Origin of the sequence: Streptomyces sp. NPDC013455, from assembly GCF_040632975.1 — a bacterium.
In the GTDB taxonomy this organism is placed as follows: Bacteria; Actinomycetota; Actinomycetes; order Streptomycetales; family Streptomycetaceae; genus Streptomyces.
The window spans coordinates 56924-81495 of record NZ_JBEYCX010000011.1 but is presented as its reverse complement, the minus strand read 5'-3'; the positions used below and the strand labels follow the sequence as shown (position 1 = coordinate 81495).

Here is a 24572-nt window from a genome sequence, read left to right as displayed (position 1 = left end):
CCCAAGTCCCCGGCATCAATCATCCGGCCCGCGACGTGGTGGGCGGCGTCGGTACGAAGACACATAGGCACCCGGTCGTCGGCGAGCTCACCCTCGACTGGGACGCCCTCGCCACCACCACCGACACCGACCAGCAGCTCGTGGTCTGGTCCGCCGAACCCGGCTCCCCCTCCCACGACGCTCTACGCATCCTCGCCTCCTGGGCCAACGCCCCGACCTCGGCCCCCACCGCCACCAGCACCGATGCCGACGGCCCGCTGCCCGGCTGATCCCTCTTGCGAAGAGACCGCTGCCACACCGGAACCACGGGCAGCGTCCCGCGTCGCTCGCACAGGTCGTCGGGGAACGCCTCCGCGAACTCGTCGGCGTGCGAGGCTGAGAAGCTCCAGAACGCCTCCGCTCCCTCCTGCAGCGCCGGGTGGCGCGCAGTGTCGGCGGCGGCCGCCTCGCGCACGAGCGCCTTCGTTGACGTGCCGCGCTCCCTGGCGATCTGCCGCAGGCCCTCCAGCTCGCGATCGCTGAACTCCACAGTGAGGGCTGGCATGTCCTTCGCGGTACCGCTCGGGTACTGGCCCGTAGATGTCCCAGGTCAGTGCGGTACCGAGCGGTACCTCAGGCGTGCCGGGCGGTCACCCCTGATCGGCCGCGAAGGAGGCCATGCGGGCGAGGGCCGCGTTCCAGTTGATCGCGGTCTCGTTGGTCGACCAGGACTGGATGTCGTCGATGTAGCAGAACTGGCCGACGCAGCCCGTGAGCTTGGACTGGGCGTACGGGTCCTGGATGCTCGAGTTGGGACCGCCGGCGAGGGTGCCGGACGGCGGGTTCGGCAGGGTGGGGTCAAGCTCGTGGGCGTACCAGCGGCTGTGCTGGTTGTGGGAGCTGACCTCGCCGTAGCCGGTGACGTAGGACATGTTCAGGGCATTGCGCCCGAGGATGTAGTCCATGCCCTGCAGCGCCCCGTCGCGGTACTTGGCGGCGCCGGTGAGGTCGTAGGCGCTGGCGAGAACCACGCCGTTGTTGAGGACCTGATGGCTGGAACCCCAGTCGTAGCGGTTGCCGGCGGGGGCGTACGGCATGCCGTAGGGGTGGGCGGTCAGCGTGGCGAGGTAGGTGTCGGCGGCCTTGATCACCGAGCGGCGCACCTGGTCGCGGCCGGGCAGCCGGCTGGGTACGAGGGCGAGGTCGAGCCGGCCGGCGGCGGCCGTGTGGCCCCAGTCGAAGCCGGTCGGGCCGAAGATGTCGGCGGTGTGCACCGGGGAGTCGAGCACGTGGTCGGCGAACTGCCGCTCCCCCGTGGTCAGGTAGAGCTCGGCCGCGGCCCAGTAGAACTCGTCGGTGACGTCGTCGTCGTTGTAGGCGCCGCCTCCGGTGCCGTCATCGGGGTCGGCGAGGAGGTCGGGGTGGGCGAGGGCGGCCTGCCAGGCCGTGCGGGCGGCCGTCAGCGCTCGCGCGGCGAACACCTTGTCGAAGGGCCGGTACAGCCGGGCGGCCTGGGCGGCCGTCGCGGCCAGGTTGAGGGTCGCCGCGGTGGTCGGCGGGTGCAGCTCCCGCTTCTGCGGGTCCTGGTCGGGCAGCAGGGGCAGACCGGTCCACTGCTCGTCGTGGAGCTTGTGGTGGGCCATCCCGGCCAGCGGCTGCCCGGCGGGCACCTGCATCTTCAGCAGGAACTCCAGCTCCCAGCGGGCCTCGTCGAGGACGTCCGGCACCTTGTTGCCACTCTCGGGCAGCGCGAGGGTGCCGTCGCCGAGGGCGGCCGGGTGGCCGGTGCGGGCCAGCAGCGACCGCTCGTAGGTGCTCAGCAGCTCCCAGGTGGCGATGCCGCCGTTCACGACGTACTTGCCGTGGTCGCCGGCGTCGTACCAGCCGCCGGTGACGTCGAGGGTGTAGTCGCACCCGCCCGGCTGGCAGGGGACGTTCGCGTCGCCCTGGTTGGGGACGACGTTCAGGTGGCCGGCCGCGCGGCCGTAGCCGGGCCGCAGGTCGTCGCGGATCGCGATGCCGCTGCGCTGCGTGTAGTAGTACTTCACGGAGTCCAGCCGCAGGCGGCGGTAGGCCGCCGCGTCGATGTCGAACGGGTGGCTGGCCTCGCCGTCGGCGACGAGGGTGTAGCCGGTGCCATGCCCGCCGTAGGAGCCGAAGTCGATCGAGTGGACGTTCTGCCCGGAGGAGGCATCCACGCCGCGCGGCACGGTGAGGCCTCGGGCGACCGTCGTGCCCTGGGCGTTCCTCAGCTGCCAAGGCAGCCGGGCGGTGGCGTCGGTGACGAGGGTGGCGTTCTTCGGCCCGGCGGGCAGGTAGGCGACCTGGTTGACGCGCACCCGGGGTCCGGTGTCCGGCTCGTACACCTCCGGGGGCACCCCGCCGAGCAGGGACACGTCGTCCACGCAGAACCGCCAGGCGTCGGTGCTGCCGCCGACCTGGAAGGCGACCTGGCCCTGGGTGGTGTCGACGGGCGCGGTGAAGGTGTAGGAGTACGAACCGTCGGCCTCGGTGAGCACCGGGCTCGCCTCCTGCCAGGTGTCGTACGGCGACACGGCCAAGCCCACGACCGCCCGCACGACGTGCCCCTCGGGAATGCCGGAGGCGTGGAAGGAGAACCGGTACGTCTCCCCCTTCACCAGCGTGATGTCGTTCTGCCCGATCGCGGAGTCCCAGCGGTTGGTGGTGCCGCCGGGCACGTCCGCGCACAGCCGGCCGTCGCTCAGGCCCGCGGTGACGTTGCTGGTCCACCACGGGTCGCTGGTGGTGTCGAAGGTGCCGTTCCTGACCTGCTCGACCTCCTCGGCACCGGCCTGCTGCACGGGCAGCGCGGTCAGCGCCGTCCCCAGCAGGGCGGTGAGGGTCAGCACGGCGGTTGAGTGTCGTTTCACTTCTGGGCTCCTCGGGACGTGCGGGTGCGCCTGGAGCGTGGGAGCGCTCCCAAGATTCGGACGCGAGACATGCTTGCCCGCGCATGACACCCCGTCAACGGTCCGGACGCGACGGATTTGTGCCCGGTGAAGCCTTCCGGGATCGTCGCAGGCGGTTCCCCCTCCAGCCGGCCTCTGTGGGCCGGCTGTCGCGCTCAGGTGCCGCTGGCGTACTCAAGGGGCAACTGTCGCGATCAGTCACACGCGGATGACCGTGTTCTCCGTGTCCTGCGTTCACAGTCGCGTGTTCGATTATTCGTTCGATAACGTAGGGGTGGGAGGTGAGGACGGTGGATGACGCAACACCGCAGGTCCGGCGAGCGACGGTGATGCATGTGCGCTGCCCGGACCGGCTGCCGGAAGCCGTATACCGGGAGGTGCTGGAGCTGCTGGCCGGTCTGTCCCCGGTGGTCCAGGCCCTCCCTCCCCACTGCGCTCTGGTCGAGCTGAAGGGCGCCCTCCGCTATCACGGCACCGAACCGGCACACCTGGGTGAGCTTCTCCGTATCAGGTCCGTCTCACGGCTGGGCGTCGATGTCCGGGTGGGCATAGGCCCGACGATCACGGTTGCCGCGACCGCCTCCGCCCGGATCGACGGTCCCGGAGGTGTGCTGGCCATTGCCCCCGAGCAGGCAGCCGACTGGCTCGCACCCCTGCCGGTGGAGGCCCTGCACGGCATCGGCCCCCGTCACGCAGCCGTGCTGCGCGACTACGGCATCCACACGATCGGCCTGCTCGCCGCGGTTTCCCCAGCGACCGTACAGCGCCTGCTGGGCAAGAAGGCCGGCCGTCTCGCCGCCGACCGCGCCCGCGGGACCGACCCCCGGCCCGTCGTACCCACATCGCTGCCCGCCTCCGCCGCCGTACGCCACCGCTTCGCCCACCACGCCCTGGAGGGCGCCACGGTCCGGGCCGCGCTGCTCGACCTGGTCGTCCAGCTCGGACCGCTCCTGCGCCGCCGCGGCCAGGCCGCCCGGGCCCTGACCCTGACGCTGACGTTCGCGGGCGGTACGAGCTGGGAGAAGACCCGTCGCCTGCCGGAACCCTCGGCCCACGACGAGGACCTGCGCATCGCGGCCTACCGGCTGATGGACGCCGCCGGCCTGCAGCGCGCCAGGCTGACCGGGATGGTGCTGCGGGCCGAGGACCTCGTCGACGGTGATCGGGTCGCCCAGCAGATCAGCCTGGACGGCACACGCGAGTCCCGCCTCGTCGCGGAACAGGTCACGGACCGTATCCGTGACAAGTTCGGCCCCGGCTCCATCGGCCCGGCCGCCGTCCTGCCCCTGCGCCGGGCCTCGTGAACCGGCGTCCGGCGCGGCCCCGTTCCGGCGCACCCAACCGCGGCCGTCCGTGCCACCGGGCCGGCCGGAACGGACCGCAACGCATGAGCGCCCCGGCCGGTACGACCTGCTGCTCAGTGCCGGCGGCCGGCCGGTCCAGACCGAGCCGTGTCCTGGGCCGCGTATCGGAACTCGCCCCGCACCGCTACCTGCGCTGGCGCAATGACAACGCCCGCCACCCCGACGTGCTCGCCGCCCAGCGCAAGGAACGTGCCCGCATCCGCGGTGAGAAGGGCATCCGCTGGGGCGGACGCCCCCTCACGGCCGCGGCCTGAACTCGAGCGGGCCCTGGCGTCACCTTCGCCAGAACAGGTGGTGCGTCACGCCGCTCGCGCTGGGCACGACCTCCAGATGGAACCGGTCGAGCAGCTCATCGGGGGAATCCCACAGTCGCAGTCCGGACCCGAGCTGCACCGGCGAGACCGCCACATGCATGGTGTCGACGAGGCCGGCATCAAGGAACTGCCGGACGGTGGTGACCCCGCCGCCGAGCCGGACATCCTTGCCCTGCGCCGCCTCCCGCGCCCGTTCGAGAACCGTGGCCGGGTCGCCGTCGACGAAGTGGAACGTGGTGTCGGAGAGGGTGAACGACGGACGCTTGTGGTGGGTCATGACGAACACCGGGGTGCGGAACGGGGGTTCCTCCCCCCACCAGCCGCGCCACTCATGATCGTTCCAGGGCCCGCGCTGGGGCCCGAACTTGTTGCGGCCCATGATCTCGGCGCCGATGTTGCGTGCGAAGTCTCGCGTGAAGTAGTCGTCGAGGCCCCGGTTCCCCCCGGGGTCCGTGCGCATGGGCCAGCTCGCTGTGGCTCCGGCCCAGGCGAACAGCTTCTCGGGATGGTCGTGGCCGAACGGCCGCTCGAGACTCTGGTGCTCACCGGCACCGATTCCGTCACTCGAGACGTTGAAGTTCATGACTCTCAGCAGTTGATCCATGTTTCCTCGGTCCTGTCGCGTCATCGTGGGGCGAGGCGCCGCACATCATGACGTCGAACGGGACGTGGCCAGATCGACAGCGACCCACAACTTTTTCCAAGACGAGTCAGCAAGCCGCCCTGTTGGCGGTGTGGCCGCCGCGACCACTCACATGCACCGCAACGGACATCACCGCCCATCCAGCCGTTCCAACCGCCGACCCGTCGAACCATTACGGTCAGAGCACTAAACGTCCCCGAACCAGGAGTGGCCCTCCGCCCAGTGGGTCACCCACCCGGTGAAGCCGGGTTCGCCGGGCATCAGGGCGTCGGGGGAGTGGGTGCCGAAGGGTATGGCGCCCTCGCCGGCGATCTGCCAGACGTTGCCGCGCTGCGGGCCGGTGATGATCAGGTGCCAGTACATTCCGCAGCCGTCGGTGCCCAGCAGCAGCGAGCCGTGGTCGAACACGGCGTTCGTCCGGGCCGAGAACTCCTGCTCCGGCAGTTCGGTCTCGTCGTCCTCCCAGAGCCACGCCTCGGTGAGCGGGAAGGGTTCGGCGAGCAGGCGATCGGGACGGTCCTGACCCCAGTCCGGGGGTGTCTGCGCGAGCGGCAGCAGGCCGTAGTACGGCGGTCCGGCACGCAGTCCGTCACAGATCTCCGCCACGAACGTGCGGTAGGGCTCGGGGAGCACGATGCCGTGTTCCGCCTCGAAGGATCGCACTGCCTCCCAGCCTGCCGGCGGTGCCGCTTCGGCGTGTGACGCGATGATCTCGCGGAGGGCGGCCAACTCGACCGGGTCCCATGTTTCCGTGTTCATGCCGGACATCATCCAAGATCCCAGCCGGCCGCCGACGGCACAGCCCGGGCGTGGGACGCGGTAGCCGGCGTACCGGATCGTGTCGGCTGCGGTCGATCGTGTCCGTGACGCTTGCGGCCCGGCGCCTCCTCGGCGCTGCCAGGGGCTACCGCCGCGCGGCGGCCCCATGACCGGCAGCACAGATACCAGGCAATCGCATTAACCCGCGCTTGCCTTTAACCCGCGTATGCAAGTAACGTCATCGTCCGAAAGGTCCGCTTGCACACAGCTGCGGCGTTCACACGGCGGAGGTACCCGCCCTTCCGCCCCCCATTCGCAAAGGCATTCGCATGTCCCTCAAGCACATCCTTCCCGGCCACCTCGGCTTCGGCACCGCGCCGCTCGGCAACATGTTCCGTGCGATCCCCGACGACGAGGCCCGCGCCACCGTCGAGGCCGCCTGGGACCAGGGCATCCGCTTCTTCGACACCGCCCCCTTCTACGGCGCCGGCCTCGCCGAGGAGCGGCTGGGCCAGGTCCTGTCGGCCAAGCCGCGTGACGCGTACGTGCTGTCCACCAAGGTCGGCCGTGTCATCCTCGACGAGCACGAGACGGACGTGCCCGACTTCGGCGAGAAGGGCGGCTTGTTCGAGCACGGAAACCCGAACAAGATCCTGCACGAGTGGACCGCCGAGGCCACCGAGCGTTCCATCGAGGGCAGCCTGAAGCGCCTGGGAACCGACCGGCTCGACATCGTCTGGGTGCACGACATCGCCCAGGACTTCCACGGCGACGCTTGGCTGGGCAAGTTCGAGGAGGCCCGCACGGGCGCCTTCCGGGTGCTGTCCCGGCTGCGCGACGAGGGCGTCATCAAGGCATGGGGCCTGGGTGTCAACAAGACCGAGCCCATCGAGCTGACCCTCGCCCTCGACGAGCCGAAGCCCGACGGCTTCCTCCTCGCCGGCCGCTACACCCTCCTCGACCACGAGCACGCCCTCACCCGCCTGCTCCCCATGGCGCAGGAGCAGGGCGTCGACATGGTCGTCGGCGGGCCGTACAGCTCCGGCGTCCTCGCCGGCGGCACCCACTTCGAGTACCAGCAGGCCCCTGCCGAGATCATCGAGCGCGTCGGCAGGCTGAAGGCCCTGGCCGAGAAGCATGGCGTCGGCATCAAGGCCGCGGCCCTGCAGTTCTCCCTCGCCCACCCCGCCTCCGCCGCCGTCATCCCCGGCGCCACCCGGCCCAGCCGCATCGCCGAGGACACCGCCGCCCTGAGGGAGACGATCCCCGCGGCGTTCTGGGCCGAGCTTCGCGCCGCCGGACTGGTCAGCCCGGCCGCCCCGCTCCCCACCGACGCCTGAGCCCCACGCCCCGGCTCCCTTCTCCTCTCCACGCACAGCAACAGGAGCACGACCATGGCTTCCACGTCCGTCTCCCGCATCGTCCCCGCCTCTCCCCAGCAGGTCTGGAACCTCATCGGCGGCTTCGACAGCCTCCCGGACTGGCTTCCCTACATCGCTGAGAGCACCTCCCTCGAAGGCGGCCGGGTCCGCCGTCTGGCCAACCCCGACGGCGACGTCATCATCGAGCGCCTCGTCGGCTTCGACGAGGCCGAGCGTCACTACAGCTACGTCATCCTCGAGGCGCCGTTCCCCGTCGACGGCTACGTCGCCACCCTCCGGATCCACACGGTCCCGGGCCGGGACGACGTGGCCGAGGTCCAGTGGTCCGGCCGTTTCAACCCCCGGGGCGCCACCGAGCAGGAGGTCGTCGACCTCTTCACCGGCATCTACGCGGACGGCCTCGAAGCTCTCCACCAGGCACTCGCCGCCTGACATCCGCAGCCTCGCACGGCCCGGACACGCCTCGCGCGTGCCCGGGCCGCGGCCGTCGGTGCCTGGCGGGCGAAGCCGCCCTCGGGTTGCGGCCACGGGTGCGGCAGTCACCCCGCTGCAACAGCGCCGACGCGGCTTGCGGCGCCCAGGCCGGACTCGCGCCGCCGCACCTCCTGTCGAAAGGACCGAGAACTCCTCGGCGCCCGGCGGCAATCCGCGGGCGCTCGGCACCGCCCGGGTGAGCAGGGGCCGCCGGCATCGCCCCACAGTTCCCCTGGCGCATGCCTGTACGAGAGTCGATGCGACGGTGTACGGTCTCGGGCCGACGGACTTTGGGAGCGCTCCCAAATGGCTTCCGCTTCGCTGAGGAGAGATGCTGTGAAACGCATACTGGCGTTACTGGCCACCTGTGCGACGGCCCTGGGTCTCATGGCCGTGGCCGGTCCCCAGGCGGTGGCCGCCACCGGCTGCAAGGTGGACTACACCGTCACCAGCCAGTGGACGGGCGGCTTCCAGGCCGGGGTGAAGATCACCAACCTGGGCGACCCCGTCAGTGGCTGGACGCTCAAGTTCACACTGCCGGACGCGGGACAGAAACTGGCCCAGGGCTGGAACGCCACCTGGTCGCAGTCCGGCACGACGCTCACCGCCACCAATGTCGACTGGAACCGCTCGCTGGGCACCGGCGCGTCGACCGACCTGGGATTCACGGGCACCTTCTCGGGTGCCAACCCCACGCCCACGGCCTTCACGCTCAACGGCGTGGCCTGCACCGGGTCCGTCGGGGGAGAGGAGCCCGGGCCGACCGACCCCGCACCGGGCGGCACCACCCCCGTCGGCGTCAACGGACAGCTCCACGTCTGCGGCGTGAACCTGTGCAACCAGTACAACCGCCCCATCCAGCTCCGGGGCATGAGCACGCACGGCATCCAGTGGTTCAGCAAGTGCTACAACAACGCGTCCCTGGACGCGCTGGCGAAGGACTGGAAGTCGGACCTGCTGCGCATCGCCATGTACGTGCAGGAGAGCGGCTACGAGACCGACCCGGCCGGCTTCACCAGCCGCGTGAACAGCTACGTCGACATGGCCGAGGCGCGCGGCATGTACGCACTGATCGACTTCCACACCCTGACGCCGGGTGACCCGAACTACAACCTCGACCGCGCCAAGACGTTCTTCGCCTCGGTCGCCGCCCGCAACGCCGGCAAGAAGAACGTGATCTACGAGATCGCCAACGAGCCCAACGGGGTGAGCTGGACGGCCATCAAGAACTACGCCGAGCAGGTCATCCCGGTGATCAGGGCCGCCGACCCGGACGCCGTCGTCATCGTCGGCACCCGCGGCTGGTCCTCGCTGGGTGTCTCGGACGGCTCCAACGAGACCGAGGTCGTCAACAACCCGGTCAACGCGACCAACATCATGTACGCGTTCCACTTCTACGCGGCGAGCCACAAGGACAACTACCGTGCCACGGTGAGCCGGGCGGCCACGAAACTCCCGCTGTTCGTCACCGAGTTCGGCACGGTGAGCGCCACCGGCGGCGGAGCGATGGACCGGGCGAGCACCACGGCCTGGCTGGACCTGCTCGACCAACTGAAGATCAGCTACGCGAACTGGACCTACTCCGACGCCAACGAGAGCAGCGCGGCCTTCAAGTCCGGCACCTGCAACGGATCCGACTACAGCAGCAGCGGTGTGCTGACCGAGTCCGGGGCGCTGATCAAGAGCCGCATCAGTACCTCTGACGCCTTCCCCACCAGCTGAAGGCCCGACCCGTCAATTGGGAGCGCTCCCAAAGAGGGAGCGCTCCCGTCTGGGCGCAGGCGGTGCACTGATCGATGCAGCGGGTGAGCTTGTCGGGGTCGAGGACCAGGTCGGCCGCCTTACGAGCCCCCGGTGTGCCTCCGGCCAACCCCCTGGGACGCGAACGTGCCCGGCACACCGCACGGTGTGCCGGGCACGTTCGCGTGAGTGGTCAGTGGTAGGCGTGGACGACGGCGTGGCCCTTGCCTCGGCCGATCATCCACTTGTTCACGGGCGTGGTGATCACGAAGGCGACCGCGAAACCGCCCAGCAGTGACGACCAGAACAGCCCGTCCGACAGGTGGGCGTCCATCGCGCCGGGCACGAGGGCGATGATGCCGTTGTCGACGAGCTCCATCACCGTGATCGAGACGGTGTCGGCGGCGAGCGCGACCTTGATCGCGGTCTTGAAGTCCAGGCCCGCCCGGCGGACTGCGAACAGGGTGAACGAATAGCCGAAGACGAACGCGAGCGCGATGGCCAGGACCATGGTCGGCACGTTGCCCCACAGGAGGGCGGTGCCGATGACCATGCCGAGGATCTCGCCGATGGCGCACCCGGTCAGGCAGTGCAGCGTCGCCCTCGCCGCAGTCGGCCAGGACGCCCCGGCCCCGTGACCGCCGTGGGCGTGACGGTGGTGGCCCTCGTGGGCGGCGTGGTCCTGCGCGCTCGTGGTGTGGTGAGCGGTGTGATCCATGACGTTCATCCCCATTCCCGTCCAGTGTGACCCGTTCCCGGATCCCACACCTGGAACCATATACCCCCTGGGGGTATTCCCCAAGGGGGCTTCCACGGCGGGCACGCCGACCTCTCGTCCCCGCAGAGAGCGGGCGCCGGCCCGGTGCCGACTTCTCGTCCCCGCAGAGAGTGGGCGCCGGCCCGGTGCCGACTTCTCGTCCCCGCAGAGAGTGGGCGCCGACCCGGTGCCGACTTCTCGTCCCCGCCGAGCGCGGGTGCTGACCCGGCGCCGGCCTGCGCGGCGGTCCGCCGGGTCGGGGTGGCCGGACAGCGTGCGGCGAGGCGGACACGGCGACCGGGGCCGGCCTCCCCGGGCCGTGGGAGGAGTGCGAGGCACGCGGCTGCCCGGATGGCTACGGCAACGTTTGCGCCTACGCCAGTCGGAACCCGTGGGGCTCGCCACAGCCGGTCGGCCCGAAATCCTTGGCAGATCGCGCGAACCACGCTCACAATCGGCGCCGGCGGCGACCACAACTCCTTCATTTTCCACTTCACTGCGTGGTCATCTGTAAGCGCAGTGCAATCGACGTGACGCGAAGTCGCCTTGAGTCGGCCTGTCGGCGGCAAAAGACTGCTGCGGTAGCGAGGCCGCGTTGACACTCCAGGGTCCGCGGCACAACAGTCACGATCGCAATGCGAGGAGAACATCGATGCCCGACGCCGGCCGACGAGACGCCGCATACTCGATCACGCTGACGGACGGCACCGCCACCCGGACCCGGGAGGCGGCCCCCGTCGACCTCGTACCCGTCCAGGAAATGCACCGCCGTTGCTCGCCGGTCACCCGAGCCCTGCGATACCACGCAGGCAAGTCCGGACTCACCGCCGCCGAATGGCGTCACCTGTCCAGCCCGGAGCGCGGCACCACCCTGGTGACCACCCCGGCCGGACGTACCGACCACATCATCGCCATGACCAACGTCATGCACACCGATCAGCAAGGAGTAGGGGAACTCGCGATCCTGGTCGAGGACGCGTGGCAGACCAATGGACTGGGCACCGCGCTGGCCGAACACGCGGCGACCGTCGCCCGCCGCGTGGGACACCACGCACTGGCCGCCACGGTGGCGGCCGGCAACATGCCGATGCTCCATGTCCTGGAGAAACTCGACGCCACACCGGTCGAAAGCACGGGACCCGTCCTCGACCTGGTCATCGTGCTCCAGAGCGATCCTTCCCAACCGTCACGCTGCGGTGAGATGCCGGTGCACTAGAGCGACACCGGGCCGGCCATGGGGTTGGCGCAGTGGGCGAGCGGCTCACCGCGAAGGAATCGTCCGGCCTCCGCGGCGACGATCCGGGCCGCCTTGTGCGCGACCTCGCGGCTGGCGCCGGCGATGTGAGGAGTGAGGATCACGCCCGGGGTGGACAGCAGACGGGAGCCGGCCGGTACGGGCTCCACGGGGAACACGTCGAAGCCGGCGGCAGCCAGATGCCCCGAGTCCAGGGCGTCGCACACCGCGTCGTAGTCGACCAGGGCGCCGCGGGCGCAATTGACGAGGACGGAGCCCTGCGGCATGGCCTCGATCTGGGCCTGTCCGATCATGCCTCGGGTCTCGTCCGTGACACGGGCGTGCAGGGAGACGATGCGGGAGCGGCTGAGCAACTCGTCCAGCGACACGAGCCGTGCCACGCCGGCGACCGACTCCGGCCGGACGTACGGATCGTGGACGAGCACCGTCGCGCCCATCGCGGCGAGGACGCGTGCCACGCGCGATCCGATCGCTCCGAAGCCGACCAGGCCCACGACCGAGCCCTCGATCTCGACGCCGCAGCGGGTGTAGTCGTAGTAGTCCCCGCGCCACGTCCCGTTCCTCAGGTCGGTGTGGACGTCGCCGATCCCGCGCGCGGCGGCGAGGATGAGCGCCAGTGTGTGTTCGGCTGTGGCGACGGCGTTCCGGCCGGGCGCGTAGCAGACGGCGACGCCGTGGCGGGTGGCGGCCTCCAGGTTGGTGTTGACCGGTCCGCCCCGGCTGACACAGAAGAGTTCCAGGTCGGGGCAGGCGGCCAGCACGCGTTCGGTGAGGGGCGCCATCTGGGTGACGCAGATCCGTACGCCGCGCAGCGCCTCGATCATCTCCTCTTCGGTCCCGGACGCCTCATCGACCTCGGCGACCTTGCCGAACGGGGTGTGCGGCCACGGCAGCCGAAGCTGCCGGATGTCGAGTTCGACGTCGTCGCGGGCGGCGGCGCGCAGTTCCTGTTCGAGCAGCCGGGGCAGGACGAAGTGGTCGCCGGCGGCGAGGACGGTGGTGGGCACGGTGGTTCTCCCGGAGGGCGAAGGATCAGTGAACAGGTGCGTTGAAGCGGAGCAGGGACGCCTGGCCGTCGCGCAGCCGCAGTTCGGTGAGTGCGCCGTTGTGCAGACGGGGGAAGACCCGGCGGTAGCGGGCCAGGGGGATGCCGAGGAACCGGCACAGCACCAGGCGCAGCAGAGTGGAGTGGGCCACCACGAGGACGCGCCCGTCGGGGAGCTTGAGCGCGGTCTCCTCCAGGCAGGCGACCGCCCGCTCGGCCGCCGCCGCCGGATCCTCTCCCCCCGGCAGATGGTGGGTGACGGGGTCGTCGAGGAAGGCGGCCAGCGCGTCGGGGAACACCTCGGCCATCTCTGCGCGGGTGAGCCCGTCGCCCCGCCCGAAGTCCACCTCGTACAGGCGCTCATCGACCCAGAGGGGCATGCCGAGCGCGTTCGCGGCGGGTTCGGCGGTCAGCCGGGACCTGGACAGGGGTGAGCACAGCACGGCGTCCAGGTGCTGCCCGGCGGCCCACTCTCCCAGTTCGGCGGCCTGCCGCCGGCCGAGGGCGGTCAGCGGCACGTCGGTGCGGCCGGCGTAACGGTTGTCCGCGTGCCACACGGTCTCCCCATGGCGTACGAGAACGAAGTCGGTCACTGGGCGGCCTTTCCGTGCGCGTGGTCGGCCGCGGACTGTTCCAGCCAACCGCGGCGGACGAGTTCGTCGACGAAGTCCAGGTAGACCGGCAGCAGTCGGGCGGTGCGGGCGAGGTCCGGCCGGAGGTCCTCCCGCAGGCGCACCATCGCGGTCGCGGCCTCGTCCAGTGTGGCGCCCGAGGCGGTGGCGGCGAGTACGGCCATGCCGACGGCGCTCTCCGCCTGCTCCGGGATACCGACAGGGCGGCCCAGGACGTCGGCGCGCAGCTGCGACCAGTACCGGTTGCGGGCGCCGCCCCCGGTGAAGGTCAGCGGACCGCCGACAGGGGCGCCGAGGTGGTCGAGGTAGTCGAAGCAGAGCCGTTCGACGAAGGCCACCCCGAGCAGGCAGGCGTGGAACTCCTCCGCTTCGCCACAGGCCGCACCGAGGGTGAACGGCACGGCATCCGGGGCGCGGAAGGGGAAGCGTTCGCCACCGGCTCCCGCCAACGGGTAGACGACGGCGGTGCCTCCGGTCGCGGCGGCCCGCGCGGTCAGCGTATCGAGGTCGGAGCCGGGGAAACGGCGGGCGATCACGCCCGCCCCGCTGCTGGAGGCGCCGCCGGGCAGCCAGGTGCCGCCGGGGCCGCGGTGGCAGTAGACCACGCCGCCGGGATCGCGGACGAGGTGGGAACTCGCGCCCTTGAACACCAGCGTGGTGCCCAGCACCGAGTTCCACGCTCCGGGGCTCAGCGCCCCGGCGCCGATCTGCGCCGCGCAGCCGTCGGTCATGCCGGCCGTGATGGGGACGCCCGCCGGAATGCCGGTCGCCTCGGCGGCCCGCGCGCACACGGTACCGATGACCGTTCCCGGTCGTACGACATCGGGGAGCAGTTCGCCCGGAACGCCGAGCGCATCGAGTTCGGCCTCGGGCCACCGCTCGTCGATCAGGTCGTAGCCGGTCTTCAGGGCGTGGCTGGCGTCGCTCGCGAGCTGGTGTCCGGCCAGCCGCCAGGTGACGAGATCCGCCTGGTGCAGCAGGCGGGTGCCGCTGGGCAGTCCCGCGGCGCCGGGCCGGGCCAGGTCGTCCAGCAGCCACAGCAGTTTCGGCAGGGCCCAGGAGGGCTGCATGGTCCGGTAGCCGAGCTTCTCCCACACGCCCGCGCCGGACGCGTTGACGCGGTCGGCGTACGTGTCGGCGCGGCGGTCGTCGTACATCAGCCCCGGGGTGATCGGGGCGCCCCCGGCGTCGGCCAGGAGCACGGTCCCGGAGGTGGCGTCGACGGCCAGGCCGCGGATGCGCTGCGGGGCGATGCCCGTCAGGGCCTCGCGGCAGGCGGCGGCGAGCGAGGACCACCACTGCTCGGGCTCCTGCTCATGGCGGACGCCGTCACGGCGGCTGTTCAGCGGGCGGGAGGCGGCGCTCAGCAGCCGGCCGGTACCGTCGACGGCGACCGCCCGGGCGCTTTGGGTACCGAGGTCGAGTCCGATGTGGACGGCGTCGGGAGACAGGGCGTCAGACATGCGGGGTCTCCGGGGTGTGCGTGGCGGGTACGACCGGGGCGGGGAGGGAGGCGTCCTCGGCCGCGGGTGCCGGAGCGAAGGCGGGCGACGGTGTCCAGCCCAGGGAGCGGGCGGCGTCGCGCCAGGTGAGGTAGGCGTGGTAGAAGCCGTCGTAGAACGCGGCCGTCTGGACGTCCGGCTCCCAACTGGTCTGCATCCGCACGTACTTGGCGGCGGCACTGTGCATGCTGCTCTCCGCCCCGGTGAGGACCAGACCGGTGAGGAACGCGCCCTTGGCACCGAGCTCGGTGTCGGCGCTGCGCGCCGTCGGTACTCCGGTCACGTTCGCGATGAGCCGGCACCAGGCGTCGCTCGCGGATCCGCCGCCGCACAGCCGCAGCTCGTGGACGTCCGTCCCGGACGCCGCCAGACAGTCGCGGACGACGACGGACAGGCCCTCGAACACGGCTCGGGCGACATGAGCGGGGGTGTGGTCGAGGGAGAGACCCCAGAAGGCGCCGCGGGCACGCGGGTCGAGGAACGGGGCGCGCTCTCCGGCCGGCGAGAGGTACGGCATGAACGCGAGCCCTCCCGCGCCCGCCTCGGCCCCGAAGGCGAGCCTGCCGAGGGCGGCGGGATCCTCCACTCCCAGGGTGCGGCAGGCCCAGTCGAGCACCTCGGTGCCCGAGAGGGTGGGGAACGCGCGGAGGACACGTTCCCGGCCGCGGTAGGCGATGTTGATGCCGCAGGGCTCCCCGGTGGTGTCCGGCTCGCGGGCGACGATCTCGGTGCACAGGGTGGTGCCGAGAATGGCGCACGCCTGACCTGGATCGACGGCTCCGGCGCCGCGAGCGGTGGCGGCGATGTCGTAGGGGGCCATGACGACGGGCAGCCCGGCGGGCAGGCCCAGTTCGGCGGCGGTGCGGTGGGTGATCTCGGCGATGCGCTCGTGCTCTCCGAGGATCCGCGGCAGCAGCGGCTCGGCCCACTCCATCCCGAACAGGTCGAGGATCACCGGGTCGTACGCGCCGGTGCCGTGGTCGAGGAAGGGCGCCGAGGCGTCGGACTCGTCGACGGCGGTGACGCCGGTGAGCTTCAGGAACAGCCATCCGGCCGCCGTCAGCGCGGTGCGGGAGCGCCGCAGTCGCTCCGGGTCGTGCTCGGCCAGCCAGCTGAGCACCGCGTTCGGCATGCCGCTGCAGGTGAGCGAGCCGTTGCGGCGGAACGCCTGCTCCAGGACGCCGTCCGCCTGCCAGCCGGTGAGCAGGTCGCCGGCGCGCCCGTCGGACCACAGGATCGCCGAGCCGGTGGGACGTCCGTCCCCGTCCACGAGCCAGCAGCCGTCGCCCTGCGCCGTGAAGCTCACCAGCCACACGGGTTCCTCGGCGGGACCGAGCCGGGACAGGGCGCTGCGCACGGTGAAGACGACCCCGTTCCAGACCGCGTCCATGTCCTGCTCCGCCCAGCCGGGACGGGGCCGCAGGACCTCGGTGCCGATGCGGGACACCGCCATTTCCTGGCCCTGGTCGTCGAACACGACTGATTTGATGACCGAGGTCCCGACGTCGATGGTGAGAACCGCCATGACTGCAATACCTGCCCCTTCACAAAGGCCGCGCCTGGGGGCCCGGACGGCGCCAGGCCGCTTACGGCTCGCGGCAATCAGGGAAACGCCCACCGGGAGGTGACGTCAATCAGCACGGTGATTATCCCGCAGTCACCCCGGCGAGAGGTGTGAGATACCGGCCCGGATCCGTGCGCCCCTTCGTACGACCACGGCCCGACCGGCACGACTCTGGCGGTGAACCGCTCCCGGCGTGTTATGTTCGTGTGAGCTTCACACCCACTCTTTCTGACTCGTCCCCTCCGGTTCGGCCGGGGAGCCCGCCCACTCCCGGAAGGAGCGGCCGTCATGGCTGGTCTGGACGCCCGGACGGACGCCCAGGAGGCGCGCCGGGACCGGCTGCGGGACCTCGTCACGAGCAAGGGGTTCGTGCGCACCGCCGACCTCGCGACCGAGTTCGGCGTGAGCGTCATGACCATCCACCGTGACCTCGACGCCCTCCAGGCCCAGGGATGGCTGCGCAAGGTCCGCGGTGGGGCCAGTTGTCTGCCCTCGACCCAGTTCCACGGCAGCACCAGTGAACGTCTGACGACGATGGTGCAGACCAAGCAGCTGCTCGTGCGTGCCGCCGCCGCCGAGCTCGCACCCGGACAGGTCGTCATGATCGACGACTCGACGACCTGCTTGAACCTGGTACGGCACGTACCGGACCACACGCCCATCACAGTGATCAGCAACTCGCTGCCGGCCATCTCGGCACTGGCCCGTGAACCCGGTGTGGCACTGGTGGCCCTGGGCGGCACCTACTTCCCGGCGTACGACGCCTTCATGGGAGTGCACACGGCGCAGAGCGTGCAGTCGTACCGCGCGGACGTGCTGTTCATGTCCACCACTGCGGTCACAGGGGGACGGTGTTACCACATGTCACCCGAGACGGTGCAGGTGAAACGGGCCATGATGGCGGCCGCCACCCGCCGGGTACTGATCATCGACCACACCAAGTTCGCCAATCAGGGCCTGTACGCACTCGCTCCGCTCACCGACTTCGACCTGGTCGTCGTCGATGACGCGGCCCCGGCGGCCGAGGTACGCCGACTGCGCGACAACGGCGTCGAAGTCCGCGCGATCGCCGGGCCGTGAGCAGCACACCGGCACCCGACGCCACGTGAACGTCACACGGTTGTCACTCGGCTCGCAACGCCCTCAGGCATCCCGACGTACTGCCTGAGCTGCGGCTATCGCTCCGCGGCCGGATCAGTCACGGCTTCGGGGAACGGCGATTTCACGCCACTGCGTACGAGCATCGCGTGGTCTTCTCCCACACGGATTGACCCCGCCCGAGAGCGGTCTTTTCATCTTTCCCACGCCTTACGGCACTCCGCTCTCCTCATATACGCAAGAAGGTGGCCGCCGTGTCCGTCCCCCTGAATTCCACTCCACCGTCCGACAGAACAAAGCCGCGGAATCTGCTGGATCGTGCCGGTATTCCGAAGGCCCTTTGCTGGGGTTTCCTCGGCGTCCTGATCTTCATGATCGGTGACGGTGTCGAATCGGGATTCCTCTCTCCCTACCTGCTCGACGAAGGAGTCTCCAAGGAACGCGTGGCGCTGCTGTTCACCGTGTACGGCGTGGCGGCGAGCGTCTCCGCCTGGTTCTCCGGGGCGCTGTCCGACCTGTGGGGCCCGCGCCGCGTGATGATGCTGGGCCTCGGTATCTGGACCGCACTGCAGATCGTCTTCCTCGGCCTCGCCGTACCGGCACACCACTACTGGCTGCTGCTGATCAGCTACGGCGCACGCGGCTTCGGCTATCCACTCTTCGCCTACGGCTTCCTGGTCTGGGTGACGGCGGTGACGCCCCGGCACCGGCTCGGCTCGGCCGTGGGCTGGTTCTGGTTCGCCTTCACCGGCGGGCTTCCCACCCTGGGCTCTCTGGTCGCCAGCTTCACCGTGCCGTGGTGGGGCACCTACCGCACCCTGTGGTTCTCACTGGCCCTGGTGGTGGCCGGCGGTGTGATCGCTCTGCTCCTGGTACGCGAGCCCACGGGCCGCAAGCGCCTCGCGCCCGCCGGCGAACGCCCGGTGGCCACACTGCTCGGCTCGCTCTCCATCGTCTGGCGCAACCCCCGCATCGGCACCGGCGCGGTGGTCCGCACCGTCAACACCGCGGCGCAGTTCGGCTTCCTCGTCTTCCTCCCCGTCTTCTTCACCGACACGCTGGGCTTCTCACTCACCGAGTGGCTCCAGCTCCTGTCGGCGATGTTCGCCACCAACATCTTCTTCAACCTGATCTTCGGCCTCGTCGGCGACCACCTCGGCTGGCAGCGGACCGTCGCCTGGTTCGGCGGAGTCGGCTGTGCCGTCACCACGCTGCTGCTCTACTACGGGACGGTGGCCGCGGGCGACAACTTCCTCCTGGCGATGGTGCTGGTGAGTCTCTTCGGTGCCACCCTCGCCGGTTACGTACCGCTCTCCGCGCTCATGCCCTCCCTGGCACCGGAACACAAGGGCCAGGCCATGTCGGCGCTCAACCTCGGGGCCGGGGCCAGCACGTTCGTAGGCCCCGCCGTGGTCGGCGTCTTCCTCGGACCGGTCGGCGTCCAGGGCGTGATGTGGATCTTCGCCGGGCTCTACCTGGCGAGCGCCTTCCTGACTCTCTTCCTCACCCTGCCCGAGCCGGCCCCCACCCCCGACGGCCCCGCGTCGACGCCTGTCGAGGCGAGCGCGGAAACGGTGTAACCGCCACGTCCCACACCGCCCCCGGGCTCTCCGCGCGCTTTGCCGTTGCGCGACCGGAACACGCGGCCCAACGCTGTCTGTTCATTCGCGAGCCGAGGTCGTGTGACCGGTGAAAGCGAGGCCAGCGCTCACCTGCCGGGGCCGGTCAAAAGCCGTATGTGTACGAACGAACTCGCCGGAATTCGACGCTTCGGACAGTGAAAGCGGCCGGCTTGGCCATACCGCCACGTGCCGGCGCTCCCGAGCACGCGGGGCCCGCCCCCCGGGCCCCCCGGTCCGGACACGCGGACGGCTCCCGACCTGGGAACCAGGGGGGAGCCGTCCGGGAAGGACTGGACGCGTATGGCGTCCAGCGGGTCACGCGTGACGGTGCGTGTGCCGGTTTCCGGTGATGAGGCGGTAGAGGGCGAGCAGGATGAGGGAGCCGACTATCGCGGCGATCCAGGTGGAAATTTCGAAGAACCCGTCGACGGAGTCGACGCCGAAGATCACCTTGCCGAGCCAGCCGCCGAGCAGGCCGCCGGCGACGCCGATGAGCATGGTGATGATGATGCCGCCCGGGTCCTTGCCCGGCATGATGGCCTTGGCGATGGCGCCGGCGAGCAGACCGATGATGATCCACGCGATGATGCCCATAGTGTCTCTCCATCCCGTCGCATAAAGGCTGTGTTAGTTCACCGTCTATACCGATTGCCGCGGAACAAACGTCTTCTTTGGATGAACCCTCGTCACCGGCGAGAGCGGCGCGCGGCGACCCCGCGCCTGCTACGGCGCCGGCGGGCTGGAGCTGTGCTCGGTGACCAGCAGGGCGATGTCGTCGGCCCGGTACGCGGAGCCGCGCGCGTGGTGCAGGAGCCGGTCGGCGAGTTCGTCCAGTGAGTCCGCGAGGGCGTGGGCCAGTGACACGCGCAGGCGGTCGATCCCCACGCCGATGTCGGTTCCGGGTTTCTCCACCAGGCCGTCGGTGTAGAGGACGAGGACGGCTCCCGGCGGGAAAGCGATACGGGTGGGGACGTAGACGCTCGCGTGGTCCACGCCGAGAACCGTTCCGACGTCAAGGCCGAGGGCGGTCGTCGTACCGTCGGGGAGGCGGAGCAGGGGAGCGGGGTGGCCGGCGGTGACCGCGCAGCCGTACTCGCGGTGGGCTTCGAGCTGGATGTAGCAGCAACTGGCCAGCAGGTCGCTGTCGAGGTCGATGAGGGTGCGGTTGACGCCCGACATCACGTCGCCGGGTGCGTGGTCGGCGGCCGCGAAGGCGCGTACCGCACTGCGCAACTGCGCCATGGTGGCTGCTGCGGCGATGCTGTGCCCCTCCACGTCACCGATCACGAGACGGACCCCGCTGCCGGTGGGGATGACGTCGTACCAGTCCCCGCCGATGTCCATACCGCTGGTGGCGGGCAGGTACCGTGCGACGGTCCGGATGCCCGGAACTCTTGGCAGGCGGTGCGGCAGGAGCGCCTGCTGCAGGCCGTGCGCGACGGCGAACTCCGAGTCGTACAGCCGTGCTCGTTCCAGTGCCTGGGCGATCAGCCCGGCGAGTGCGGTCAGGATGCCGCGGTCCTTTTCCGTGAAGTGATGAGGCGCGTCGAAGCCGAGGACGCAGGTGCCGACCGGGCGGCCGGAGGCGATCAGGGGCAGGTACACCCAGGAGTTCACCTCTCCTGTGGGGATGCCTGGGTAGCCCCTGACGAGATCCCTCTGGGATTCGATGAAGAGAGGAGCGCCGGAGGTGAGGGTCTCCGTCCCGGGCATACGGGCATGCAGGGGGAAACCCTCGAGCCAGTCGAGGAACGTCTCGTGGTGGCCGGTGTGGTGCAGAAGGTGCATCGCGTTGTTGCGGACCACATAGATCGCCATCTGCTGGCCCCCGAAAGCGGGCAGGAGCTGGTCGGAGACGACTTCGCAGACCTGGTGTGTGGTGACCGCCTCGGTCAGTGCGCTGCTGAGCTGGAGCACGTGGTACATCGCCCCCAGGCGCGCCGGAGCGGTGGCGGGCGCGGACGCCGGCGGGAGCGCGGGGGCCGTCCCGGCCGAGGGGGGAGGGGCGGTGGGAACCACCCGGCCGGTCACCCCGTCAGGCTGCGGGTGCAGGAAGAACGCGAGCCACTGGTCTGGCGGCCGGCCCATCAGGAACGAGGACGGCGCCTGCGAAATCATCGCGGAGCGGTGCCGGTACTCGACGCTGGGGTCGGACAGCCACGGCAGTACGTCCCACAGGCAGTGGCCGATCACCTCGTCGGCGGAAACGTCCAGCAGCCGCAGCGCACGGCGGTTGACGTAGGTGACACGCCCGTCGGGGGCGAGGGAGAACAGTCCGTCCCGCAGCCGTTCGACTGCCGCCACGGCCGCGACCCCCGCTCCGGCATCCACGACCGCGCCCACCAGATGAGCGGCCGCGCCTACGCCGTCCCCTTCCGGCACACGGCCCCACAACTCGACCGGGCGGTACCTGTCGCCGCCGTCGCCGCCCTTCCGTACGCGCAGGCGCCGCGCGGTGATCCCACCCCCGCCCGCCTCGCGCGCACAGGCCCGGAAGGCGGCACGATCACCAGGGTGCAGGCACGAGGCGAGTGTCTCGGGGCGTCCGTCGAAAGCGCCGGGATCCAGACCGAAAATCGCGCAGAACGCGTCGTCCACGTCGAGGATGCCGGAGCCGAGGTTCCAGTCGAACAGGCCCACGCGCACGGCCGCCGCCGAGTGAGGGGGAACCTCGACGGCCGGCGTCCCCGGTTCACACTCGACCGGAACACCGGTACGGGTGCTGTGCTCGGCCAGGAAAGCACCGAGTCGGCAGGCGACGTTCCGCAGCTGGCGACGCTGCGCCTTGGACAGTCCCTCGCTGCCCGGTGAAGCGGGCCACACGATCGCCAGCGAGCCGAAGAGCTCCCCGCCACCCGCCCGCACCGGCACCGAGCAGGAGCCGAAGGCGTACGGCAGGGCCACAGCGAGCTGCGGATAGCGCCGCACCGTCTCCTCGGCGTTCGCCAGGTGGACCGTGCGCCCGGACGCGTAGGCCACGGCGACCGGGATGGGACTGCTCGCCGCGATGAGGCGCCAGCCACCCAGCAACGAGGGCGGCACGCCGAACGTCGCGGCGAGCACGATCGACCGGCGGTCGCGGGAACGCAGGAAGATGCTTCCCGCGTACGCGCTCGTGCCCTGGACGGCCTCCACCACGGCGGCCGCGAGCACGTCCTCACGCTCCGCCACCCCGTCTGCGGGCAACCCGCGCATACCTCCAGTGTGCGCAGGTCAGAGCACGGATGCCCAGCTCGGCGCGGTGATCTGAAGCGGATCCATCCTTGAGAAGGGCATCAGCGGAGAAGAGCGACGGCGGCGGTGTCACCCGACCGGGTGGTGGCCGTTGCGGGCGCCGTTTCCAGCTGACCGCCGACTGGCGTGAGACGGCATCGGAACGCGGACAGTCGGCCCGCCACGACATCCGGCGCAACGGCCTCCCCGGCCGACACGCTCGTACCACTCACCACCCGATCACCCCCACCGCGATCGACCGCCCCGGCGGCTCACCCAGCGTCATGGCGCTGCCGACGTCAGCTCCGCACACGCGACACCTCCGCAGGCGAGCCCACCGGCGGGGTCGCCGGTGCCTTGCCCGGGACGACGCTGATGTCGATGGAGCCCGGATCGCCGTGATCGTTGCCAGGGACCTGTGCGTGGGCATAGTGCCCGGGCTTGGACTGCCAGACCGTGCGGGACCGGGGCGACTGTCCGGAGGGGTAGGCGGGCGGCTTCCCGGCCGGCCAGCTGTCGGGGACACCCCAGGCGCGGCCCGCGGCCAGCACCTTCCGGAAGTTGGGCTTCTTCGAAGCGTCGAACCCCTTCGTCCACGGGCTGGCCGCGCGCCCGAGGACCTCCACCTGGATGTTGACCTTGCCCTCACGGTTCGTGCGGCGGCCGCCGTCGTTCCTCAGCGCTCGGGCGGACCTGTTCAGCGGGCCGAACTGGCCGATCCTGTCGGTTTTCGGGTCGTAGATGACCTGCGGCTCGGATGCGACGCGGATCAGGTACAGGGCGACCGAGCTGAAGTACGAGGCGCCGGCCGGGGACTCGGTGGTGTGCCAGGTGATCCGCGGCCCGGACTCCGGATGGTCCATGGCGCCCCCGATGGACTGCGAGCCGAACTTCACGGCACCCGATATGTAGGCCGGTCCGGCGGCACCGCGCGGCATGCTCTCGGGATCGCCGGTGTCCGCGCCCGGGCCGGGCTCGTCGATACGGAACTCGGGCGCGTCGGTCGGCACGAACACGTCCAGATCGCCGTCGTCGCGGAGGACGACGAAGGCGCCGGCCTGGCGCGGGTGGTCCTTGACCCAGCGGCCGGTGTCCGGCAGGAGGGCGATGGCGCGGACCTCGTCGGCGCGCTCCTGTGTGCAGGTGCCGAGGTAGGTGGTGGTGACCTCGCAGGTGTCGGGGTCCAGATGGTCTGTGGCGACGTGGTACTCGGTCATCGCGAGGAGTCCAATCGGGGCTGTACGAGCTCGATCTGCTGGGGCCGGCCACCGACGCCGTCTCCCCGCCGGGAGACCAGCCGGCAGACCAGCCGGGAGAAGTGAGCAGCCGGGCATGCACAAGAGAACGTGCGGCAACGCCGAGACCAGGACGCGCAGTCGTGGCCGGCCAGGGCTGGTCGTGCCGCTGGTCGCGGCAAGTCGCGTCGCCGCAGAGGCCGATGACTTCTCGTCGGCGGCGACAGGGCCGGGTGACATCCGGGCCGGCGGCGGCAACGTCCTCAGCGGTGTGCGGGATGGAGATCGACACGATGGCCGAGTCGACGGTGCAGGAGCCGAGCGCATCGACGTCGACGACGCCCTCGAACAGCTGACTGATGCGGAAGTCCTGGGCGGTGAGGTCCTGCCGGCCGAGGACGGGCACCTTCAGAACCCATTCTACCGGCCGGATCGGTTCGCCGTAGTAGTGGCGACGGTAGGCGAGGTGCGACTCGTCCGGCACCACGTGCCGGCCTGGTGCGCCGGTGACGGCGTACCGCGTGACGCCGAGGCCGGGACCCCGCCCCGGCCCCTGTACCTCTGCGCGCATCGACCGGCCCGCAGGGGCGGGCCGAGGCGCCGCTCGGCGTTCCGGCCTGTTCGACGAGACGGCTGCTGGGGAAGTGTGCGCATTCCGGCATCGCGAGGGGCTGGAGTGTGACAACTTGTATCCATGGCAAGTCGCATACTTCCGACTCGCGTTGGTGACGTCGAACTCTTCGTGGAGACGATCCCGGTGGCCGGATCCGAGTCCACGTCCCGACTGTCCGACGCGGGGGACCGAGTCGTCAACGCCTTCGATCGAGCCCGCGACGCGCTCGTCGAGATCGCGGCGTCCGCCGCCGACGCCGTCCACCGCCTGGGGCAGCGCGCGGCGCGGCCCGAGTCGCTGGAGATCGAGTTCGGCCTGAAGTTCTCGGCACAGGGCAACGTCGTGGTGGCCGGGGCGGCGAGCGAGGCGTCCTTGCTGGTCCGGGTGGTGTATGACGCCTCGCGAACGCCCACGCAGGCGCCCGAGGGAGAGGCCCGGTAACGGGGGACCG

19 protein-coding genes and 3 pseudogenes are annotated in these 24572 nt (G+C 70.6%); 10 read left to right on the top strand and 12 right to left on the bottom strand.

Translation table 11 applies throughout. The features are described 5' to 3' along the window. Positions 1-47 precede the first annotated feature (47 nt). Positions 48-269, top strand: a pseudogene (locus ABZ576_RS19355) (transcriptional regulator); the annotation flags it as partial. 65 nt (positions 270-334) lie between these two features. Here ABZ576_RS19355 and ABZ576_RS19350 read toward each other — a convergent pair. Then, positions 335-544, bottom strand: a pseudogene (locus ABZ576_RS19350) (hypothetical protein); the annotation flags it as partial. Positions 545-629: 85 nt separating this feature from the next. Next, positions 630-2870, bottom strand: a complete 2241-nt coding sequence (locus ABZ576_RS19345; RefSeq protein WP_360741677.1) for a glycoside hydrolase family 9 protein — start codon at positions 2868-2870, stop codon at positions 630-632. 368 nt (positions 2871-3238) lie between these two features. Here ABZ576_RS19345 and ABZ576_RS19340 point away from each other — a divergent pair, with 368 nt between their 5' ends. Beyond that, positions 3239-4213, top strand: a complete 975-nt coding sequence (locus tag ABZ576_RS19340) for a hypothetical protein (protein ID WP_360742106.1) — start codon at positions 3239-3241, stop codon at positions 4211-4213. 173 nt (positions 4214-4386) lie between these two features. Further along, a pseudogene (locus tag ABZ576_RS19335) lies at positions 4387-4527 on the top strand (IS630 family transposase); the annotation flags it as partial. 19 nt (positions 4528-4546) lie between these two features. Here ABZ576_RS19335 and ABZ576_RS19330 read toward each other — a convergent pair. Then, on the bottom strand, positions 4547-5191 hold the full coding sequence (locus tag ABZ576_RS19330) for a dihydrofolate reductase family protein (protein ID WP_360741674.1): 645 nt from the start codon (positions 5189-5191) through the stop codon (positions 4547-4549). Positions 5192-5416: 225 nt separating this feature from the next. Next, on the bottom strand, positions 5417-6001 hold the full coding sequence (locus tag ABZ576_RS19325) for an SMI1/KNR4 family protein (protein ID WP_360741672.1): 585 nt from the start codon (positions 5999-6001) through the stop codon (positions 5417-5419). Positions 6002-6318: 317 nt separating this feature from the next. Here ABZ576_RS19325 and ABZ576_RS19320 point away from each other — a divergent pair, with 317 nt between their 5' ends. The 3 genes from ABZ576_RS19320 to ABZ576_RS19310 all read left to right on the top strand — a co-directional run bounded on the left by ABZ576_RS19320 (position 6319) and on the right by ABZ576_RS19310 (position 9567). Then, on the top strand, positions 6319-7329 hold the full coding sequence (locus ABZ576_RS19320) for an aldo/keto reductase (RefSeq protein ID WP_360741669.1): 1011 nt from the start codon (positions 6319-6321) through the stop codon (positions 7327-7329). Between the two features lie 54 nt (positions 7330-7383). Further along, positions 7384-7803 carry an SRPBCC family protein gene (locus ABZ576_RS19315; RefSeq protein WP_360741666.1) on the top strand — a complete coding sequence of 140 codons (420 nt, stop codon included), beginning with the start codon at positions 7384-7386 and terminating at the stop codon, positions 7801-7803. Between the two features lie 378 nt (positions 7804-8181). Beyond that, positions 8182-9567, top strand: a complete 1386-nt coding sequence (locus ABZ576_RS19310; RefSeq protein ID WP_360741663.1) for a cellulase family glycosylhydrolase — start codon at positions 8182-8184, stop codon at positions 9565-9567. Positions 9568-9778: 211 nt separating this feature from the next. Here ABZ576_RS19310 and ABZ576_RS19305 read toward each other — a convergent pair whose 3' ends face one another. Further along, positions 9779-10303, bottom strand: a complete 525-nt coding sequence (locus ABZ576_RS19305) for a DUF4396 domain-containing protein (protein WP_360741661.1) — start codon at positions 10301-10303, stop codon at positions 9779-9781. A gap of 691 nt (positions 10304-10994) precedes the next feature. Here ABZ576_RS19305 and ABZ576_RS19300 point away from each other — a divergent pair. Next, positions 10995-11558, top strand: coding sequence for a GNAT family N-acetyltransferase (locus ABZ576_RS19300; RefSeq protein WP_360741658.1), 564 nt, complete (start codon positions 10995-10997; stop codon positions 11556-11558). Here ABZ576_RS19300 and ABZ576_RS19295 read toward each other — a convergent pair. Genes ABZ576_RS19295 through ABZ576_RS19280 form a run of 4 tightly spaced genes read right to left on the bottom strand, consistent with a single transcriptional unit; the run spans position 11555 to position 16301 of the window. Beyond that, positions 11555-12604 carry a 2-hydroxyacid dehydrogenase gene (locus tag ABZ576_RS19295; RefSeq protein WP_360741655.1) on the bottom strand — a complete coding sequence of 350 codons (1050 nt, stop codon included), beginning with the start codon at positions 12602-12604 and terminating at the stop codon, positions 11555-11557. The genes ABZ576_RS19300 and ABZ576_RS19295 overlap by 4 nt on opposite strands. 25 nt (positions 12605-12629) lie before the next feature. After that, positions 12630-13235, bottom strand: a complete 606-nt coding sequence (locus ABZ576_RS19290; RefSeq protein ID WP_360741652.1) for a histidine phosphatase family protein — start codon at positions 13233-13235, stop codon at positions 12630-12632. Beyond that, complete coding sequence (locus ABZ576_RS19285; RefSeq protein WP_360741649.1) at positions 13232-14737, bottom strand: FGGY family carbohydrate kinase; 1506 nt, start codon at positions 14735-14737, stop codon at positions 13232-13234. Before ABZ576_RS19285 ends, ABZ576_RS19290 begins: the two co-directional genes overlap by 4 nt. Next, positions 14730-16301: an FGGY-family carbohydrate kinase gene (locus ABZ576_RS19280; protein WP_360741647.1), complete on the bottom strand. Its 1572-nt coding sequence runs from the start codon at positions 16299-16301 to the stop codon at positions 14730-14732. Before ABZ576_RS19280 ends, ABZ576_RS19285 begins: the two co-directional genes overlap by 8 nt. Positions 16302-16637: 336 nt before the next feature. Here ABZ576_RS19280 and ABZ576_RS19275 point away from each other — a divergent pair, with 336 nt between their 5' ends. After that, positions 16638-17420 carry a DeoR/GlpR family DNA-binding transcription regulator gene (locus ABZ576_RS19275; protein WP_360742103.1) on the top strand — a complete coding sequence of 261 codons (783 nt, stop codon included), beginning with the start codon at positions 16638-16640 and terminating at the stop codon, positions 17418-17420. 263 nt (positions 17421-17683) lie between these two features. After that, complete coding sequence (locus ABZ576_RS19270; protein ID WP_360741644.1) at positions 17684-19018, top strand: MFS transporter; 1335 nt, start codon at positions 17684-17686, stop codon at positions 19016-19018. A 357-nt stretch (positions 19019-19375) separates the two neighbouring features. Here the strand turns inward: ABZ576_RS19270 and ABZ576_RS19265 are convergent, their stop codons facing one another. From ABZ576_RS19265 to ABZ576_RS19255, 3 genes are all read right to left on the bottom strand, one after another. After that, the gene (locus ABZ576_RS19265) at positions 19376-19654 is read right to left on the bottom strand and encodes a GlsB/YeaQ/YmgE family stress response membrane protein (protein WP_360741642.1); all 279 of its coding nucleotides are present in this window, start codon (positions 19652-19654) and stop codon (positions 19376-19378) included. Between the two features lie 129 nt (positions 19655-19783). After that, positions 19784-22255: a SpoIIE family protein phosphatase gene (locus ABZ576_RS19260; protein ID WP_360741639.1), complete on the bottom strand. Its 2472-nt coding sequence runs from the start codon at positions 22253-22255 to the stop codon at positions 19784-19786. A gap of 317 nt (positions 22256-22572) precedes the next feature. Continuing rightward, entirely contained in the window at positions 22573-23490 is a 918-nt protein-coding gene (locus ABZ576_RS19255; RefSeq protein WP_360741637.1) for a hypothetical protein, read from the bottom strand. 712 nt (positions 23491-24202) lie between these two features. Here ABZ576_RS19255 and ABZ576_RS19250 point away from each other — a divergent pair. Beyond that, a complete protein-coding gene (locus ABZ576_RS19250; protein WP_360741635.1) occupies positions 24203-24562 on the top strand; it encodes a CU044_2847 family protein in 360 nt (119 codons plus the stop codon). Positions 24563-24572 lie beyond the last annotated feature (10 nt).